Annotated in this window: 12 protein-coding genes; 6 read left to right on the top strand and 6 right to left on the bottom strand. The window is 64.6% G+C overall.

Features of this window, described 5'->3' with window-relative positions:
- Positions 1–99: 99 nt before the first annotated feature.
- Positions 100–1,188, top strand: coding sequence for a DNA replication/repair protein RecF (gene recF, locus C0V72_RS04565; protein ID WP_101792040.1), 1,089 nt, complete (start codon positions 100–102; stop codon positions 1,186–1,188).
- A gap of 6 nt (positions 1,189–1,194) precedes the next feature.
- On the opposite strand, the gene C0V72_RS04570 is transcribed toward recF, so the two are convergent.
- Positions 1,195–1,866 (bottom strand): arylesterase, encoded by a 672-nt coding sequence (locus C0V72_RS04570; RefSeq protein WP_233999777.1) that lies wholly within the window; start codon positions 1,864–1,866, stop codon positions 1,195–1,197.
- A 109-nt stretch (positions 1,867–1,975) separates the two neighbouring features.
- On the opposite strand from C0V72_RS04570, the gene C0V72_RS04575 reads away from it, so the two are divergent.
- Positions 1,976–2,674, top strand: coding sequence for an ABC transporter ATP-binding protein (locus tag C0V72_RS04575; RefSeq protein ID WP_101792042.1), 699 nt, complete (start codon positions 1,976–1,978; stop codon positions 2,672–2,674).
- A complete protein-coding gene (locus C0V72_RS04580; protein WP_101792043.1) occupies positions 2,671–5,196 on the top strand; it encodes an ABC transporter permease in 2,526 nt (841 codons plus the stop codon). Before C0V72_RS04575 ends, C0V72_RS04580 begins: the two co-directional genes overlap by 4 nt.
- A gap of 73 nt (positions 5,197–5,269) precedes the next feature.
- Here the strand turns inward: C0V72_RS04580 and C0V72_RS04585 are convergent, their stop codons facing one another.
- Entirely contained in the window at positions 5,270–7,984 is a 2,715-nt protein-coding gene (locus tag C0V72_RS04585; RefSeq protein WP_101792044.1) for a TonB-dependent receptor, read from the bottom strand.
- A 418-nt stretch (positions 7,985–8,402) separates the two neighbouring features.
- Here C0V72_RS04585 and typA point away from each other — a divergent pair, with 418 nt between their 5' ends.
- The 3 genes from typA to C0V72_RS04600 all read left to right on the top strand — a co-directional run bounded on the left by typA (position 8,403) and on the right by C0V72_RS04600 (position 12,637).
- A complete protein-coding gene (gene typA / locus C0V72_RS04590; protein WP_101792045.1) occupies positions 8,403–10,238 on the top strand; it encodes a translational GTPase TypA in 1,836 nt (611 codons plus the stop codon).
- A 70-nt stretch (positions 10,239–10,308) separates the two neighbouring features.
- Positions 10,309–11,784, top strand: coding sequence for a sodium/proline symporter PutP (gene putP / locus C0V72_RS04595; RefSeq protein WP_101792046.1), 1,476 nt, complete (start codon positions 10,309–10,311; stop codon positions 11,782–11,784).
- A gap of 130 nt (positions 11,785–11,914) precedes the next feature.
- Positions 11,915–12,637, top strand: a complete 723-nt coding sequence (locus C0V72_RS04600) for an extensin-like domain-containing protein (protein WP_101792095.1) — start codon at positions 11,915–11,917, stop codon at positions 12,635–12,637.
- Between the two features lie 170 nt (positions 12,638–12,807).
- Here the strand turns inward: C0V72_RS04600 and C0V72_RS04605 are convergent, their stop codons facing one another.
- From C0V72_RS04605 to C0V72_RS04620, 4 genes are all read right to left on the bottom strand, one after another.
- Positions 12,808–13,428 (bottom strand): response regulator transcription factor, encoded by a 621-nt coding sequence (locus tag C0V72_RS04605; RefSeq protein WP_101792047.1) that lies wholly within the window; start codon positions 13,426–13,428, stop codon positions 12,808–12,810.
- Between the two features lie 140 nt (positions 13,429–13,568).
- Complete coding sequence (locus C0V72_RS04610) at positions 13,569–14,315, bottom strand: peptidase (protein WP_101792048.1); 747 nt, start codon at positions 14,313–14,315, stop codon at positions 13,569–13,571.
- Between the two features lie 87 nt (positions 14,316–14,402).
- A complete protein-coding gene (locus C0V72_RS04615; protein WP_101792049.1) occupies positions 14,403–15,287 on the bottom strand; it encodes a transglutaminase family protein in 885 nt (294 codons plus the stop codon).
- Positions 15,284–16,228 carry an alpha-E domain-containing protein gene (locus C0V72_RS04620; protein WP_101792050.1) on the bottom strand — a complete coding sequence of 315 codons (945 nt, stop codon included), beginning with the start codon at positions 16,226–16,228 and terminating at the stop codon, positions 15,284–15,286. The genes C0V72_RS04615 and C0V72_RS04620 overlap by 4 nt, the downstream gene beginning before the upstream one ends.
- Positions 16,229–16,234 lie beyond the last annotated feature (6 nt).

The raw sequence follows: 16,234 nt of genomic DNA on the forward strand, positions 1-16,234 counted from the left end.
CAAGCGAAAGATTGGGAAATTGCACCAAGGGTTAGGATTGCCGGTTTTGGCGGTTGCGCTCTGGCCAAATCGGCCCCCTGTGCTAACCGCCGCAAAGCCATGGGCCTCAGCCGGATCACCCTCGAAAACTTTCGCAACCACGCTGCGACCTCGCTTGACGAGACGGCGCATATCAACCTGCTGGTGGGCGAAAACGGGGCGGGGAAAACCAATCTGCTGGAGGCGCTGTCATTGCTCGGGCCGGGGCGCGGGCTCAGGCGGGCGAACCTTGGCGATCTGGCGCGGCGGGCAATGCCGAGTGACCCTCCCCTGCCCTTTGCCATTGGCGCGAACCTGACGGAGGCCGGCACGGTCTCGGCGCGGATCGGCACCTATACCGAAGACGGCCAGCCGGGGCGGCGGCTGGTGCGGGTCAACAGCGCCCCGGCCAGTGCGGCGAGCCTTGCCGAATGGCTCGCGATCAGCTGGCTAACCCCGTCAATGGACGGCCTTTTTACCGATAGCGCAGGCGCACGGCGGCGGTTCATGGACCGTATGGCGCTAGCCATCGCGCCCGATCACGCGCGGCGGGTGAACGCACTGGAAACCGCCTTGCGGGAACGGGGCAAGCTATTGGAAACAGGTGGCGATCCGCGCTGGCTGGACGCAATCGAGACACAGGCCGCCGATCACGGCGCGGCGGTGGCGCGCGCCCGGATCCAGCTCGTCGCTCGGCTCGCCGATGAATTGTCGGCCCTCCCGCCTGAACCCTTTGCCCGCCCAGCCCTCTCCTACCTGCCCGGCGGGCCGCTGGACGAGACGGCCCTGCGCGCAGACCTCGCCCGCAACCGCCCGCGTGACCGGGCCGCTGGCCGTGCGCTGACCGGGCCGCAACGTGATGAATTGCAGGTCAAAATGGCCTCCACCGGCCAGGCCGCCGCCGCCTGTTCGACCGGCGAGCAAAAGGCGATGCTGATCGCGATCACGCTGGCCCACGGCATCCTTGCCGCGGCGGGCCGCCCCAGCGTTCTCCTGCTGGACGAGGTCGCTGCTCACCTCGATCCCGTCCGCCGGATCGAACTGTTCCGGCGGCTGCGCGAAGGCCGCGCGCAGGTCTGGATGACCGGCACCGAACTCGCCCCCTTCGATGCCATCCGCGAGGAATCGGCTGTCTGGCGGGTGTCTGGCGGGGGTGTAGAGCGGGTCTAAACCGTTCTAGACCCCACCTGGCGGCGGCAAGGCACCCTCGACCTGCGCCAAGGTCGCGCCCACCAACCGCTCGATCCCGGCGGCGGTGGGATGGATTTTATCGGCCTGGAACAGCGCTGGCTCGCGGTAAATGTCCTCAAGCCAGAACGGGATCAGCGCCGCGCCATATTCCTTGGCGAGATCGCGGTAGATCGCATCGAATTCGGCCTGATAGTCCGGCCCGTAATTGGGCGGGGCACGCATCCCCATCAGCAGCACCGGCACCTTCTGGTTCTGTAGAACAGTCAGCATCTTGGCCAGGTTCGCCTTCGTTTCCTCAGGCGAAATCCCGCGCAGCAGGTCATTGCCGCCCAGTTCCAGAATGAACAGCGCGGGCGGCGTGTCCTGCGCGGCGAGCGTGAATTCCAAGCGGTTGAGCCCGGCCGCCGTCGTATCGCCCGACACCCCGGCATTGACCACATCGGCATTGACGCCCTTGGCCCGGAGCGCATTTTCCAGCTTGTCGGGATAGGAATCGCGCGGGTCGAGGCCGTAGCCTGCAAACAGGCTGTCCCCGAAGGCGATGATTTTGCGCTCCGGCCCCATCACCGGCACGGCGGGCAGCGCGGGCTGACCATCAGCGGCCACCTCGCCCGCAGGCGCAGCTTCATCCGCCGCATCGCCGCAGGCGGCCAGCATGAATAAAGCTGCGCCAACGACGCCTATTTTCGACCAAACGCGCTTGTGCATCCGCACACCATCCTTAGCTGTAGCTTATCTCGCCTCTCACCTATGCCATCGGAACCCCGTGACAAGCCCTTCTCTTGCAATCAGCGCCCGTAACCTCACCCTCACCCTCGGCAGCGCGGCTGCGCCGGTGACGATCCTGCGGGGCATCGACCTCGATATCGAGCAGGGGCAAATCGTCGCGCTGCTTGGCCCTTCGGGTTCGGGCAAAAGCTCGCTGATGGCCGTATTATCTGGTCTGGAGCGTGCCAGCGGCGGTAGCCTGACTGTGGCGGGCGCGGATTTCACCAATCTCACCGAAGATGGCCTTGCCGCCGCACGCCGGGGCCGGATCGGGATTGTGTTGCAAGCCTTCCACTTGCTGCCGACCATGACGGCGGCCGAGAACGTCGCCACCCCGATGGAACTGGCCGCCATGCCCGATGCCGCCCCGCGCGCGCTGGCCGAGCTGGAAGCGGTTGGCCTTGGTCACCGCACCGGGCACTATCCCACCCAGCTTTCCGGGGGCGAGCAGCAACGCGTCGCCATCGCCCGCGCCACCGCGCCGCGCCCCGGCCTGATCTTCGCCGATGAACCCACAGGCAACCTTGATGCAGCGACCGGCGAGGAGATCATCAACCTCCTCTTCGCCCGCCGCGCCGAAACCGGGGCGACGCTGCTGATCATCACCCATGACGCCAGCCTCGCCGCACGCTGCGAGCGGGTGCTGACGATGGCGGACGGCGTGATCGTATCGGACACGGCAGGCAGCAAGGCATGAGCATGCCGCTGGGTACAGCATGGGCCATTGCCCGCCGCGATCTCAATGCGCGCTTCAAGGGGCTGCGGCTGCTGCTGGTGTGCATCTTCCTCGGCACGGCGGCGCTGGCAGCCATCGGCACGCTAACCAACGCGATCGAGCGCGAGCTGGAATCCAGCGGGCAGGAGCTGCTGGGCGGCGATCTGGAAGTCGAGGTGTGGCAGCGCGACCTCAGGCCCGAAGAACGCACGGCGCTGGCCGCCTACGGCACGATCTCCAGCGGCTACCGGATGCAGGCGATGGCCAGCACGCCTGATGCCGCCGCGCCGGTTGAACTCAAAGCCGTCGACGCCAAATGGCCGATGTTCGGCACCCTGACCCTGACCGATGGCCGCACTGTCAGCGCACCCACCGGCAATGACGCATGGATCGCCCAGACCGCGCTGGAACGGCTCGGCATCGCTGTGGGCGACAGCTTCAAAGTCGGCACGGTGACGCTGCGCGTGGGCGGCATCATTCAGGACGAGCCTGATCGCCTGTCCGAAGGTTTCCAGCTCGGCCCGACGATTATCGTCGCGCAGGATATTCCCGCCAAGGCCGGATTGCTGCAACCCGGCGCGCTGTATCAGAGCAAGCACCGGATCGCCTTTGCCAATCCGGCGCGTGATCCCGAAGGTGTAGAGGAGGCGCTGACCCGGCAATTCCCCACCGCGGGCTTCGACATCCGCACCCGCGACCGCGCCTCGCCCGGCGCGGATCGGTTTGTGCGGCAGATGAGCGATTTCCTGACGCTGGTGGGTCTTGCCGCGCTGGTGATTGCCGGCATCGGCATTGCGGGCGGCGTGTCGTCCTATCTCGATCAGCGCCGCACCAGCATTGCGACGCTGAAAGTGTTGGGCGCGACGTCTGGCGACATTGTGCGGATTTATGCGATGCAGATCGGCATTGCCGCGCTGGCGGGGAGCCTTGCGGGGCTGGCCGCAGGCGTGCTGGTGACACCGCTGCTGGCGGGCGCGCTGCAAGGGCTGCTGCCGGTTCAAAGCGGCTTCATCATTGCACCGGGCGCGCTGCTGCTGGCGGCAAGTTACGGCCTGCTGGTGGCCTTCGCCTTTGCCGCCGCGCCCTTGCTGCGCGCGCGCACTTACCCGGCGATGGCGCTGATGCGGTCGGGGATTGTGCCTCTATCGCGTGATCGGCGCGCTTTGCTTGCCACCGCGCTCGGCCTTGTCGCCATCTGCGCGCTGGCGCTGCTGACCACCGATCAGCCGATGCTGTCAGGCGGGTTCCTGCTCGGCGCTGGCGGCGCCCTGGTGCTGCTGGCGGGGCTTGGCTGGGGGATTCAGACCCTTGCCCGCCGCCTGCCCCGCCCGGCCAATCCGCTGCTGCGCAGTGCGCTGGCGAATATCCACCGTCCCGGCGCGCCGACAGGTTCGCTGGTCACAGCGCTGGGTTTCGGGCTGGCCGCCTTCGTACTGCTGGCTGCGGTGCAGACCGCGATTGATGGCAATATCGCCCGGCGCGTGCCCAATGCCGCGCCCGATTACTTCGTGCTCGACGTGCCGCAGGCCAAGGAGCCGCGTTTCTTCGCGCTGGTTCAGCAAGACTTCCCCAAGGCTGCGATCCGCACCGTGCCGACCATGCGGGGGGCCGTGATCGCCTACGGGCCGAAAGACACCATGACTCGCGTGGCCGATCTGAAGGAAATCCCCGACGGCGCGTGGGCGCTGCGCGGGGAGCGCGGGTTGACCTATGCCGATACCCTGCCCGAAGGCAACCGCGTGGTGGATGGCCAATGGTGGAGCCCGTTTCACACGGGCGAACCGCTGGTTTCGGTCGATGTCGAGTTTGCCCGCGCGGTCGGGCTGGAGGTGGGCGATTACCTCACCATCGGCATCCTCGGCGTCGAGCGCACCGCACGGGTGGCGAACCTGCGCGAGATCGACTGGGAGAGCATGGGCTTCAACTTCGCGCTGGTGTTCAGCCGCAATGCGATCAGCGATGCGCCGCACAATCTGTCGGCCACCATCGATCTGCCCGAAGGCGCGGACACCGCCGCGCGCGGGCAATTGCTGCGGGCGTTGGTCAAGGAGATGCCCTCATCCTCGGTGATCGAAGTGGGGGGCATTCTGGTCGAGGCGCGTAAGCTGCTGGAACAGGTGAGCCTTGCAACGCTGGCAGCCGCAGCGGTGACAGTGCTGGCGGGCCTTGCGGTCTTGATGGGCGCAATTGCAGCCGCGCGGGCCTCGCGCACCTATGATACGGTCATGCTGCGCGTGCTGGGCGCAAGCCGGCGGCAGATCCTGCTGCTGCAACTGGCCGAATATGGCCTGCTTGCCGGCGTGCTGGCGCTGGTGGCGCTGGGGCTTGGCGGGGGGCTGGCCTGGGTTGTCATCACCCAATTGTTCGAATTCGACTGGCTGCCCGATTGGGGGCAAGTGCTCGGCGTGCTCGGCCTCGGCATCGCATTGGTGCTGGGCTTCGCGCTGGCCGGGTCGCTGCCGCTCTTGCGGGCGAAGCCGGCGCGGGCATTGCGCGAACTTTAACCGGTCCGCCCACAAAAAAGGCCCCGCGCCATCACAGCGCGGGGCCTCCCCTGTTAGATGATCATGCCCGCTATCAGAAGCGGAAGCGCACCAGGCCGCCATAGGTGCGCGGCTGGTTGGGATAGCCCGAGATCGACTGCCCCTGCGCCACCGACGGGAAGATCGTGGTGATGTAGCGGTTGTCGGTCAGGTTGCGCGCCCACAGCGTGAATTCCAGCCCCATTGCCAGCGCATAGGTCACCGACGCGTTCACGTTGTTGACTTCACGCACGAACGGGCGGGCCGCCAGACGCGCCGCATCGAAGTTCTGCGAACCATCAAGGTTCACCCCGACAAAGTTGGTCAGGCCGTCAAGCACCTGGATGGGCGCTTCGTACTGGTAGTCACCGCGCGCGATGAAGCGGTCACCATTGGCCAGTTCCTTGTCCCAGGTCGCCCCGAACGAGGCGCTGAGCGGGTGAATGCCCTGCACCGTCTGGCCGCTGAGATCGCCCACGGGCGAGCCGGGGAAGCTCTTGTATTCGGGCTCGAGGTAGGTCAGCGCCAGGTTCAGCGTGAGGCTGTCGGTCGGCTTGACGTAGCCATCAAACTCGATCCCGAAGGTCTCCAGCTCGCCCGCGTTGGCCAGCACGAAGGAATTGCCCACGAAGGTGTTCGACTGGAAGTTTTCCAGCGTCTGCAGGAACACGGTGAAGTTGGCGCCCGCGATGCCCCAGTTGCCCTTGAGGCCCACTTCGTAAACGGTCGATTCCTCGGGCAGTGCAAAGCGCGTTCCGGGACGCAGGTTTGGCACGCCGATACCCTGCGAAATGATCTGCGAGAAGTCGCCCGGCAGCGGACGGCTGTCGCGCGTCAGGTTGAACGAGCTGGCCTTAAAGCCGGTCGCATAGCTGATATAGGCATTCAGCGTGTCGGTGACTTCATAGCTGGCACGCGCCAGATAGGTGACCTTGTCATCGCGCGTGCGGCCATCTTCCACCGCGTTGGGGATGTTGACGATCGGAGGCAGGAACTGGAATGCAGCCAGCCCGAGGAACGGGTTGCCCGTGGTCAGCGGGTTCGCATCAGCCGCCGCCTGTGCAGGGGTCAGCCCAGCGTTAAGCTGGCCGAAGGCCGTTGCACCCGCCTGAATTGCCGGGAAGAAGCCAGCCGTGGCGGGATTGGTGGCAAAGCCGCCAATTTCCGCCGCCGTGGCCAGCCGGCCCAGACCAAGTGCGTTACCCACCTGCGTCGCGATCGCCTGGTTGGTCAGCACGCGGCCACCAGCGGTGACCAGGTTAACCTGCGAGAACGCGTCGGTGGTGCGGCCGTTGGAGGTCACATCCTTGGCGTCCTTGGTGTAGTTCGCCCCCACCGTCAGGGTCAGACGGTCGGTCACATCGAAATCAAGCTGACCGAAGATTGAGTATGCCTCATTCTCCTGACGGAATTCATTGAAGAAGCCCGTGCCGTCGGCAAAGTAGGTGCCCGGCGCCGCGCCGAACAGGTTTTCCAGCGCTGCGACATTCAACGCCCCGCCGCTTGCGGCTTGCACCAGCCCGTTGGCATAGGCGCGGAAATCGCGGCCCAGCAGGATCTGGTCAGCGGTTTCAAGATCTTCGTTGAAGTAATATCCGCCGAGGAGGAAGTTGAGCGGGCCGTCAAAGTCCGACGCCAGACGCAGTTCCTGCGTGAAGGTCTTGATGTCCGACTGGCCGATATTGGCGCCGGTCGCCAGCGCTGCGCTAGTGAAGTCGACGTCCTGATTGGCGCGGATGCGCGTGTCACGGTAAGCGGTGATCGAGGTCAGCGCCATGTTGCCGAATTCGTAATCGGCCTGGCCCGAAACGCCCCAGTTGCGCACCTTGTTGAACGGCACGACATCGGTGAAGACCACATCGTCAAGCTCGGTGCCCGGCGCGTTGACGCGGCCACCGATCAGCTGGATCAACCCGGTTTCCGCCGCAGGACGCAGGTTTGCAACCGCGCAGCACTTTTCATCGAGTTCGTCCCAGTCGCCGATCACGCGGAAGGTGAAGTTTTCATTGTTGTCGAACAACACGTCAGCCCGGCCGAACCAGCGATTGCGATCGTTCAGATCATCGCCATTGAAGCCGTTGGTGACAAAGCCATCACGCTTGTTGATCCCGCCAGCGATGCTGGCTGCGATGGTATCGCTGAGCGGGCCGCTGATGTAGCCGCGCGCGACCATTGCGTCATAGTTGCCGTAAGACACTTCGGCGCTGCCTTCGAGTTCGAACGAAGGTGCCTTGGTCACCAGCGAGATCACGCCCGCGCTGGCGTTCTTGCCGAACAAGGTTGACTGCGGACCGCGCAGCACTTCGACGCGCTGGAGGTTGGGAAGGTCCGAAATCTGCGAGACCGCGCGGCTGCGGTAAACACCATCGACGAACACGGCGACCGACGGTTCGAGACCCAGGTTGTTGCCGTCCGTGCCGAAGCCGCGCACCGAGAAGGTGGTCGCAAAGGCGCTTTGCAGCTGCGAGACGCGCAGGGAGGGAACGACCGACGAGATATCGGCGATGTCGCGGATCTGGGCCTGTTCGATGGTCTCGGCGGTGGTGACCGAAACGGCGACCGGCGTATCCTGCAAGGTCTGGGCGCGCTTGGTCGCGGTGACGATGATCTGGTTGCCGGTGTCGATATCCGCTTCGGCCTCGGCGGCGTCAGCCTGATCGCCGGCATCCTGCGCGAGCGCGGTGCCCGGCAGCGCGAGCGCTGCTGCTGCGGCGCCTGCAAGCAGGATGAATCGATATGAGCCGGCAGTGCCGGTGATGGTCGAACGCATGGAAGCTCCTCTCCAAAAAAATCCCCGACCCCGGCGCCATGTTGCTGGCACGCACTTTGCTGTGCGCTCTCTCCCGCAGTCGTTCGGACGAGGTGATAGGCCAGCCAAACGCCCCGGACAACCCGCCGCCCCGTGCTTTTGCAAGGCAAATCGGGTTAATGTTGCGCAAGAGTAACAGTGAAATCCGGCTCTGGTGGCACCTGTTGCCCCCGCACGCTTGCCCCGGACGCATCCTTGCGCTAGGCGCCGCGGCGATGTTGCATCGCAGCACATGGACGGTCCACGGCGCATGCCGTAGCGTCCGGGGCTGTCGCTAACCCGCCATATAGTTTGCCTAACGCAGTGCGCCCTTCGCGCCTCGCCTGTTTACCCTGCCCCGGATGCCTTGCATCCGGCTTTCACCGGAAGTTTTTTGCGCATGTCGTCCGCCCTCAGAAATATCGCCATCATTGCTCACGTTGACCACGGCAAGACCACGCTGGTCGACCAGCTGTTCCGCCAATCGGGCACCTTCCGCGAAAACCAGCGGGTCGAAGAACGCGCCATGGATTCGGGCGATCTCGAAAAGGAACGCGGGATCACCATCCTTGCCAAGTGCACCAGCGTCGAATGGCACGGCGCCGATGGCAACACCACGCGCATCAACATCGTCGACACCCCCGGTCACGCCGACTTCGGCGCCGAGGTGGAGCGTATCCTCTCGATGGTCGACGGCGTGATTCTGCTGGTCGACAGCGCGGAAGGCGCAATGCCGCAGACCAAGTTCGTGACCGGCAAGGCGCTGGCGCTGGGCCTGCGCCCGATCGTGGTCGTCAACAAGATCGATCGTCCCGATGGCCGCCCGCAGGAGGTGCTCGACGAAGTGTTCGATCTGTTCGTCAGCCTTGATGCCGACGATCACCAGCTTGAGTTTCCGGTGCTCTACGCCTCAGGCCGCGATGGCTATGCCAGCGAAGATCAGGACCGCCGCGAAGGCAGCCTGGCGCCGCTGTTCGAAAAGATCATCGAGCATGTGCCTGCCCCCGGCCTCGATCCCGATGCCAAGTTCAGCTTCCTTGCGACCCTGCTTGATCGCGACAACTTCATGGGCCGCGTGATTACCGGCCGCGTCCAGTCCGGCACAATCCGCGTCAACGATCCGATCCACGCCATCGACATGGACGGCAAGGTCGTCGAAGTCGGCCGCGCGACCAAGCTGATGAGCTTTGACGGGCTGGAGCGCGTGCCGGTGGAAATCGCGCGCGCTGGCGACATCATCGCGCTGGCCGGCCTCGAAAAGGCGACCGTAGCCAACACGATCTGCGATCCCTCGGTGAGCGAGCCGATTGCCGCCCAGCCGATCGATCCGCCGACGCTGGCAATGCGCTTCTCGGTGAACGATTCGCCGCTCGCCGGGCGTGAAGGCAGCAAGGTGACCACTCGTATCATCCGTGACCGCCTGCTGCGCGAGGCGGAAACCAACGTCGCCATCCGCGTCACCGAAAGCGAAGACAAGGATGCCTACGAAGTCGCCGGGCGCGGCGAATTGCAGCTGGGCGTGCTGATCGAAACCATGCGCCGCGAAGGCTTCGAGCTCGGCATCAGCCGCCCGCGCGTGCTGTTCCGCGAAGAAGGCGGCAAGCGCATGGAGCCTTACGAAACCGTCGTTATCGACGTGGATGACGAGCACTCCGGCACGGTCGTCGAGAAAATGCAGCGCCGCAAGGCCGACCTTACCGAGATGCGCCCCTCGGGCGTGGGCAAGACCCGCATCACCTTCTCGGCCCCGTCACGGGGCCTGATCGGCTACCACGGCGAATTCCTGTCCGACACGCGCGGCACCGGGATCATGAACCGGTTGTTCGAGAAGTATGATGTCTACAAGGGCCCCATCGAAGGCCGCATCAACGGCGTGCTGATCTCCAACGGCGATGGCGAAGCCAATGCCTATGCGCTGAACATGCTGGAAGAGCGCGGCGAATTGTTCGTGGCGCCGCAGATGAAGGTCTATCAGGGCATGATCATCGGCGAGAACGCCAAGCCCGACGATCTCGAAGTCAACCCGATGAAGGCCAAGCAGCTGTCGAACGTCCGTTCGAGCGGCAAGGATGATGCGATCCGCCTCACCCCGCCGCGCCGCATGACGCTGGAACAGTCGATTGCTTACATCGACGATGATGAAATGGTCGAAGTGACCCCGCTCTCGATCCGTCTGCGCAAGGCCGAGCTTGACCCGAACGAGCGCAAGAAGATGCGCCGCAAGAAGGACAGCTGATTTCGTCCGCTAGGGATAACGGCTGGGGCACAGTGGCCAAGCGGGCGCGAGCGCGTTAGGCCACGGCCCCATGAACGCTTACACGCTGGCAAGCCTTGCCGCCTATTTCGTCCTGATGATTGCCATCGGGGTCTATGCCTGGTTCAAGACCCGCGCCGACAGCGCCGGTTACCTGCTGGCCGGGCGCGGGCTTGGCCCGGCGGTGACCGCGCTCAGCGCCGGGGCATCGGATATGTCAGGCTGGCTGCTGCTCGGCCTGCCCGGTGCGTTGTTTGCAGGCGGGTTGGTGGAAGCGTGGATCGCGATCGGCCTGACCATTGGCGCGGCAGCCAACTGGATTATCGTTGCCCCGCGTCTGCGCGAACAGACCGAACGGTTGGGCGATGCGCTCACCATTCCGCAGTTCCTCGCCAACCGCTTTCCTGAAAGCGGGACGCTGCTGCGGGTCGTCTCGGCCATCATCATCGTCGGCTTCTTCACCATCTACACCGCCTCGGGCATGGTAGGCGGCGGCAAGCTGTTCGAGACCGCTTTTGCCGATGTGCTGCCGCAGGCGGATCTTAGCGACTACATGCTCGGGATCTTCATCACCGCCGGGATCGTGCTGGTCTACACCATGATCGGCGGGTTTTTGGCGGTGAGCCTGACCGATTTCGTGCAAGGCATGATCATGATGACCGCGCTGGTGGTGATGCCGCTGGTGATTTTCTTCGGCACCGACAGCGCCGTGCCATTGTCCGCCGTGCCGCAGGAAGGGTTTCTCAGCCTGACCCACGGCGCAACGGCGATCGGCATCATCAGCGCGGTAACATGGGGTCTGGGCTATTTCGGCCAGCCGCATATCATTGTGCGCTTCATGGCCATCGACCGGGTCGAAAACGTGCCGCTGGCCGGGTGGATCTGCATGATCTGGATGGTGATATCGCTGGCAGGCGCGGTGGTGGTGGGCCTGGCCGGGCGCGCCTATGCACAAACCACCGGGCTGGTGGTTGACGACCCTGAGACGATCTTCATCCTGCTTGGGGGGATCCTGTTCCACCCGGCGGTGACCGGCTTTCTCTATGCCGCGCTGCTGGCTGCGATCATGAGCACGATTTCATCGCAGTTGCTGGTCTCCTCCTCATCGCTGACCGAGGATTTCTACCGCCTGTTCCTGCGCCGGAACGCAAGCGAGCGCGAGGCCGTGAATATCGGAAGGTTGTCGGTGGCATTGGTGGCGGCAGCCGCGCTGGTGATCGCAGCGGACCCCGACAGCGAGGTGCTGGGTCTGGTGGCCAACGCCTGGGCCGGTTTTGGCGCCGCGTTCGGTCCGCTGATTCTGCTGGCATTGACCTGGGACCGGATGACCGGCGCGGGCGCAGTGGCAGGGTTGGTGACCGGCGCAGGGGTGGTGACCGGCTGGATTGCGCTGGGCTGGAACAGCACCTTGCCCGAGGCACTCGGCGGCGGCGCTGGCCTCTACGAAATCATGCCGGGCTTCATTGCATCGCTGCTGGCCATCGTGGTGGTCAGCGTGGTGACATCCCCGGCCCGTACACCGGCATAAGCTCCCCCGATATCGCCGCCTTGGTTTGACCACCGTTAACCGCTCCCGGTAATTACGTAAGGCTTTCTTAACCCAGTTTGTTGTCGGGGGATTAAGTATGCCTGCGCAATAGTGCCTACCTATGAAGGACATGGCACATCTTGGCAGAGTGGCGGCAATGGCAGGCGCGCTGATACTCGCCGGTTGCGGCTCGCTGATCCCTGGAGGCAGCAGCGGCGGCGCTGCACCGGGCACGCCGAGCCAGACTGCACGCGCTCCGGCGCGCCCAGCTGTGCCTATCGCTTCGGTGCGCCAAAGCCAGGCACCGCGGCCCGAGGATGCCAGCTGCCTTGCCGACCTTGGCGCGAGCGGCGCGCGCTTCGATCCCCTGCCCGATACCTATGCCGCCCCCGGCTGCAACAAGCTGGGCACGGTGCAACTGATGGCTCTGGCGGGCGACCGTGCACCGCTGACGCTGGCCAATATGGGGCCGGTGCGCTGCGGTGTTGCCAAGGCGTTTGGCGACTGGGCGCGCTTCGGGGTGGACCGCGCAGCGCGGCAGCTGTTGGGCAGTCCGGTCGCGCGGATTGAAACGATGGGCTCCTATTCCTGCCGCAATGTCGCGGGGACGGAACGCAGATCAGCCCATGCACGGGCCGAGGCGATTGACGTGTCAGCCTTTGTGCTGGCCGATGGACGGCGGATCGTGCTGAAGCGCGATTGGCACGGCGGCGATGGTGCGACGCGCGAGTTCCTGCGGGTGGTTCACAAGAGCGCGTGCAAGCGTTTTGGCACAGTGTTGGGGCCGGAATACAACGCCGCGCACGAGGATCATTTCCATCTGGAAGGCACCGGCGCCAAGTTTTGCCGCTGAGCGGCAGGGGTGACGGAGGGACCGGTAGCGGCCAGCCTGCCTTGCCAACGCCCGACGTTGCCCCGCCCTATGGTTAGCGGCCCCGCCGCGCCTGTGGAGCGCAGCAGAGCCGCCGGGGGTAATTCTTAACATTCATCGCCCTCGCGCACGGGCCATCACATGAGCGCGGGTCAGGCTCTCAGCCTCGGTTCCAGCTTGGCCTCCAGCTTCAACCGGACTGCTTCGGCGGCGTGGCGCGCGCCCAGTTTGGTCATCATGTTGGCACGGTGAATTTCGACCGTGCGCGGGCTGATGTCGAGTTCGCGGGCGATTGCTTTGTTGCTGCTGCCTTCCGCGAGCCAATCGAGCACCTCGCGCTCTCGTCCCGAGAGGGTCGAAATCCGGTCGCGTGCCTCGATCATCCGGCGGCGGGCGGCGCCGAACTGTTCGGCTTCCTTTTCGATCCGCATCAGGCAGCGGGTAAAGCGTTCCGGATCAAGCGGCAGGGCGAGGTAATCCAGCGCGCCGGCCTTGATCGCTTCGACGATGCGGCCGGGGCGCGGCTGAACGTCCACTGCAATCAGCGGCAACCAGATGCCGAGGCGGCCGAGCCGGTCGAGGATCATGCCCACCCCGCCTTCTTCGGCGGTGTCGCGGGCGATGATGATCCCTTCGCGCGGGGGGTGAACCCCCAGCTCGGACAGATCGCCATACACCTCGCAGTGATGGCCCAGGTTAAAGCCGACCCGCGCCAATTCGGCGCGCTGGCGGCTGCACGAGTCGATGAAGTGGAGGGAGGCTTTGCGTGTCATGCGATTATCTGTGCGGCAACCGCCGGAAGGTTACACGCAAGAGCGCCGCCAATCCGGAGGATTTACCATATCCACCGGTAATCAACACTTTGAAACTATTGCTTTTTATCATCCGGAACGGATGCAGATCAGGACTAACCCTAAGCGTCATCGCGCATCCGGTAAGGCGGCAGGGAATGGAACGCCGCCCGCAAGGCATCACCCCAACCTGATGAAATCGTGTCGAAATATGCATCGTCGGCAGTCACGCGGTGTTCATGTGTGGCTGCAAAAGCGTCTTTGCCGATCACCAGCAAATCCAGCGGCAATCCGACTGACAGGTTAGCCTTCAGGGTCGAGTCGAAGCTAACCATCAGCAATTTGATCGCATCTTCAAAGCTCATCCCCCGGTCATAGCCGCGGATCAGGATCGGACGGCCGTACTTGGTCTCCCCGATCTGGAAGAACGGCGTATCCCAGCTCGCCTCGATGAAGTTGCCCTCGGGATAGATCATGAACAGGCGCGGCTGCATGCCTGCGATTTGCCCGGCGACGATCATGGTCGCGGTAAAGCGTCCCTTGCCGCTTTCGCCGTTCACGGCCTGCGCTGTTTCGATGGTGGTGCGCAGCAGCCGCCCGATCTCAGTGGCGACCTGGAACATGGTTGGCCCCTTCAGCAGCGTGTTGTCACGCTCGGACGGAGCCTTGGTGCGTTCTTCCAGCTGGCTGATGACAGCCTGCGTGGTGGCGAGATTACCCGCCGTCATCACCGCGATCATGCGTTCGCCCGGCACGCTCCACTGAAACAACTTGCGGAAGGTGGAGATGTTGTCGACGCCCGAATTGGTGCGGGTATCGCTCATCAGCACGAGGCCTTTGTCGAGCACCATGCCAACGCAATAGGTCATGCTGTCATCCTTGTTGTTCCGCCCACAAGCGCCGCGCCCTAGCGCGAAGCGCAAGCCGGCGCAAAGGGCGCGATTGTGCCCAGCGGGTTATTGCGTGGACTGGCTTTGCTGCTGGCCTGTACCGGGGCCTTGTTGCTGCAACTGTCCGGTCGGTGAACGGGCTTCGACGGTCAGACCCACGGTGAGCACCTCGTCTGCCGTGCTGCCAAAGCTAATGCCGGTGACGGGCGCTGCATCACGGTAATCGCTGCCTGTCGCCATCCGCACATAGCGCGGATCGGGGCTGATCCCGTTGGAGACATCAAAGCCGACCCAGCCCAGCCCTTCGACATGGGCTTCGGCCCAGGCGTGGGTGGCTTCCTGCTGAATGCGGTCATCCATCATCAGATAACCGCTGACATAGCGCGCCGGGATGCCGCCAGCGCGCGCGGCGCCGATGAAGATATGGGCGTGATCCTGACAGACGCCGTAGCCGTGGGTGGCCGCTTCTTCGGCGGTGGTCGCGCTGTGCGTGCGCCCGGCTTCATAGGTCACCCGCTCGCGGATCAAGCCGGACAGCGCGTGCAGGAACGCGAGCGGTGCCGCGCCCCCTGATCCCTGCGCCTCGCGCAGCAGCGCGCGCAGCCGGGCGCCCGGACGGGTCAGCGGGGTCTGGCGCAGAAAGCTCCACAGCGGCAGGTGGCCCGAATGGCGCCCGATCACCCCAGCATTATCCTCGGTTTCGACCACGCCTTCGCAGGTCACCGTCACTTCGCGCGCGCCCGGCGCCAGACCGATCAGCGTGACGTGGTTGAAATGCTGATCGTCATACTGAAGTTCGGCATGGGCGTTCTCGAAGGTCATCCGCCAATCGATAATGCGCTGGCCCTGTGTGGCCTTGGGCGTCAGCCGCAACCGCTGGAGCGCGTGAACCACCGGCTGCGCGAAGGCATAATGGGTGGAATGCCGGATCTGGAGAGTGAGCTTGCTCATGCGTGGAACCGGTAATCTTGCGCAATCGCTTGCGAAATCGCAGCGTTGCGGGCGAGGAAATCGACCAGAAACTCATGCAGCCCCTGCTCGAAGATCTGGTCGACCGTAAGGTGGCTGATGTGCGTGTCGGAATCGCGCATCAAGCCGTGGCAGCGCCCATCGGCGGCGTGCATCCGCGCAAGGGCCGCAAGGTTCTCGCGCAGGGCGTTGCGGCAGAATGCAAGGCTGCGGGGGAAACGATCATCTAGCACCACGAATTCCACAATTCCGCGCGCTTCGATCTGCCCGGCGTTAAGCCAGCTATAGACCCGCGCGCCCGCGACTGATCTGAGCACTTGTTCCCACTGCCCGGTATCAAGGCTGGAACCCACATAAGAGAGCGAGGGCAGCAGCAGGAAATACTTCATATCGAGAATGCGCGCAGTGCTGTCGGCCCGCTCGATATAAGTGCCCGCGCGGGCGAAGTGATAGCCCTCGTCGCGCAGGATCGATCCGTCAAAAGCGCCGTGAACCTGCGTGCCGGCGCGGCGAATGGCCGACAGCGCCTCACCCACCATCGTCTGCCCCACCGGACGCGCCAGCAGCTTTTCAAGCCGCATCCAGTTTTCGTTGACCGCTTCCCAGACGTCAGACGAAATATTGGTGCGGGCCATCCGCGCATTGCTGCGCACCCCGCCGAACATGTTGCGGACATTGCCCGGATTGGCCGGCCCGCGCAGGACGAAATTCCAGACCTGCATCCCGTCATATCCGTCATGCAGCGCTTCATAGGCGCTGCGCAGGCCAAGCGTCGCAATGACCGATCGCCATTCCGCCTCGGCGGTCACCAGATCGCGGGTCAGCGCCATGCGCAGGGCCGCTTCCAGCAGGCGCGCTGTGTTCTCGGCCCGCTCAAGATAGCGGAACATCCAGAACAGGCTGTTGGCGGTCCGGCCTAGCATGACAGC

Source organism: Porphyrobacter sp. TH134 (assembly GCF_002855495.1).
Classification (GTDB): Bacteria; Pseudomonadota; Alphaproteobacteria; order Sphingomonadales; family Sphingomonadaceae; genus Erythrobacter.

What these genes read in the sequence shown, in the direction of transcription:
- recF (WP_101792040.1), top strand. Translation starts at nt 100, where the DNA reads ATGGGCCTCAGCCGGATCACCCTCGAAAACTTTCGCAACCACGCTGCG.
- C0V72_RS04570 (WP_233999777.1), bottom strand. Translation starts at nt 1,866, where the DNA reads ATGCTGGCCGCCTGCGGCGATGCGGCGGATGAAGCTGCGCCTGCGGGC.
- C0V72_RS04580 (WP_101792043.1), top strand. Translation starts at nt 2,671, where the DNA reads ATGAGCATGCCGCTGGGTACAGCATGGGCCATTGCCCGCCGCGATCTC.
- C0V72_RS04585 (WP_101792044.1), bottom strand. Translation starts at nt 7,984, where the DNA reads ATGCGTTCGACCATCACCGGCACTGCCGGCTCATATCGATTCATCCTG.
- typA (WP_101792045.1), top strand. Translation starts at nt 8,403, where the DNA reads ATGTCGTCCGCCCTCAGAAATATCGCCATCATTGCTCACGTTGACCAC.
- putP (WP_101792046.1), top strand. Translation starts at nt 10,309, where the DNA reads ATGAACGCTTACACGCTGGCAAGCCTTGCCGCCTATTTCGTCCTGATG.
- C0V72_RS04600 (WP_101792095.1), top strand. Translation starts at nt 11,915, where the DNA reads ATGGCACATCTTGGCAGAGTGGCGGCAATGGCAGGCGCGCTGATACTC.
- C0V72_RS04605 (WP_101792047.1), bottom strand. Translation starts at nt 13,428, where the DNA reads ATGACACGCAAAGCCTCCCTCCACTTCATCGACTCGTGCAGCCGCCAG.
- C0V72_RS04610 (WP_101792048.1), bottom strand. Translation starts at nt 14,315, where the DNA reads ATGACCTATTGCGTTGGCATGGTGCTCGACAAAGGCCTCGTGCTGATG.
- C0V72_RS04615 (WP_101792049.1), bottom strand. Translation starts at nt 15,287, where the DNA reads ATGAGCAAGCTCACTCTCCAGATCCGGCATTCCACCCATTATGCCTTC.
- C0V72_RS04620 (WP_101792050.1), bottom strand. Translation starts at nt 16,228, where the DNA reads ATGCTAGGCCGGACCGCCAACAGCCTGTTCTGGATGTTCCGCTATCTT.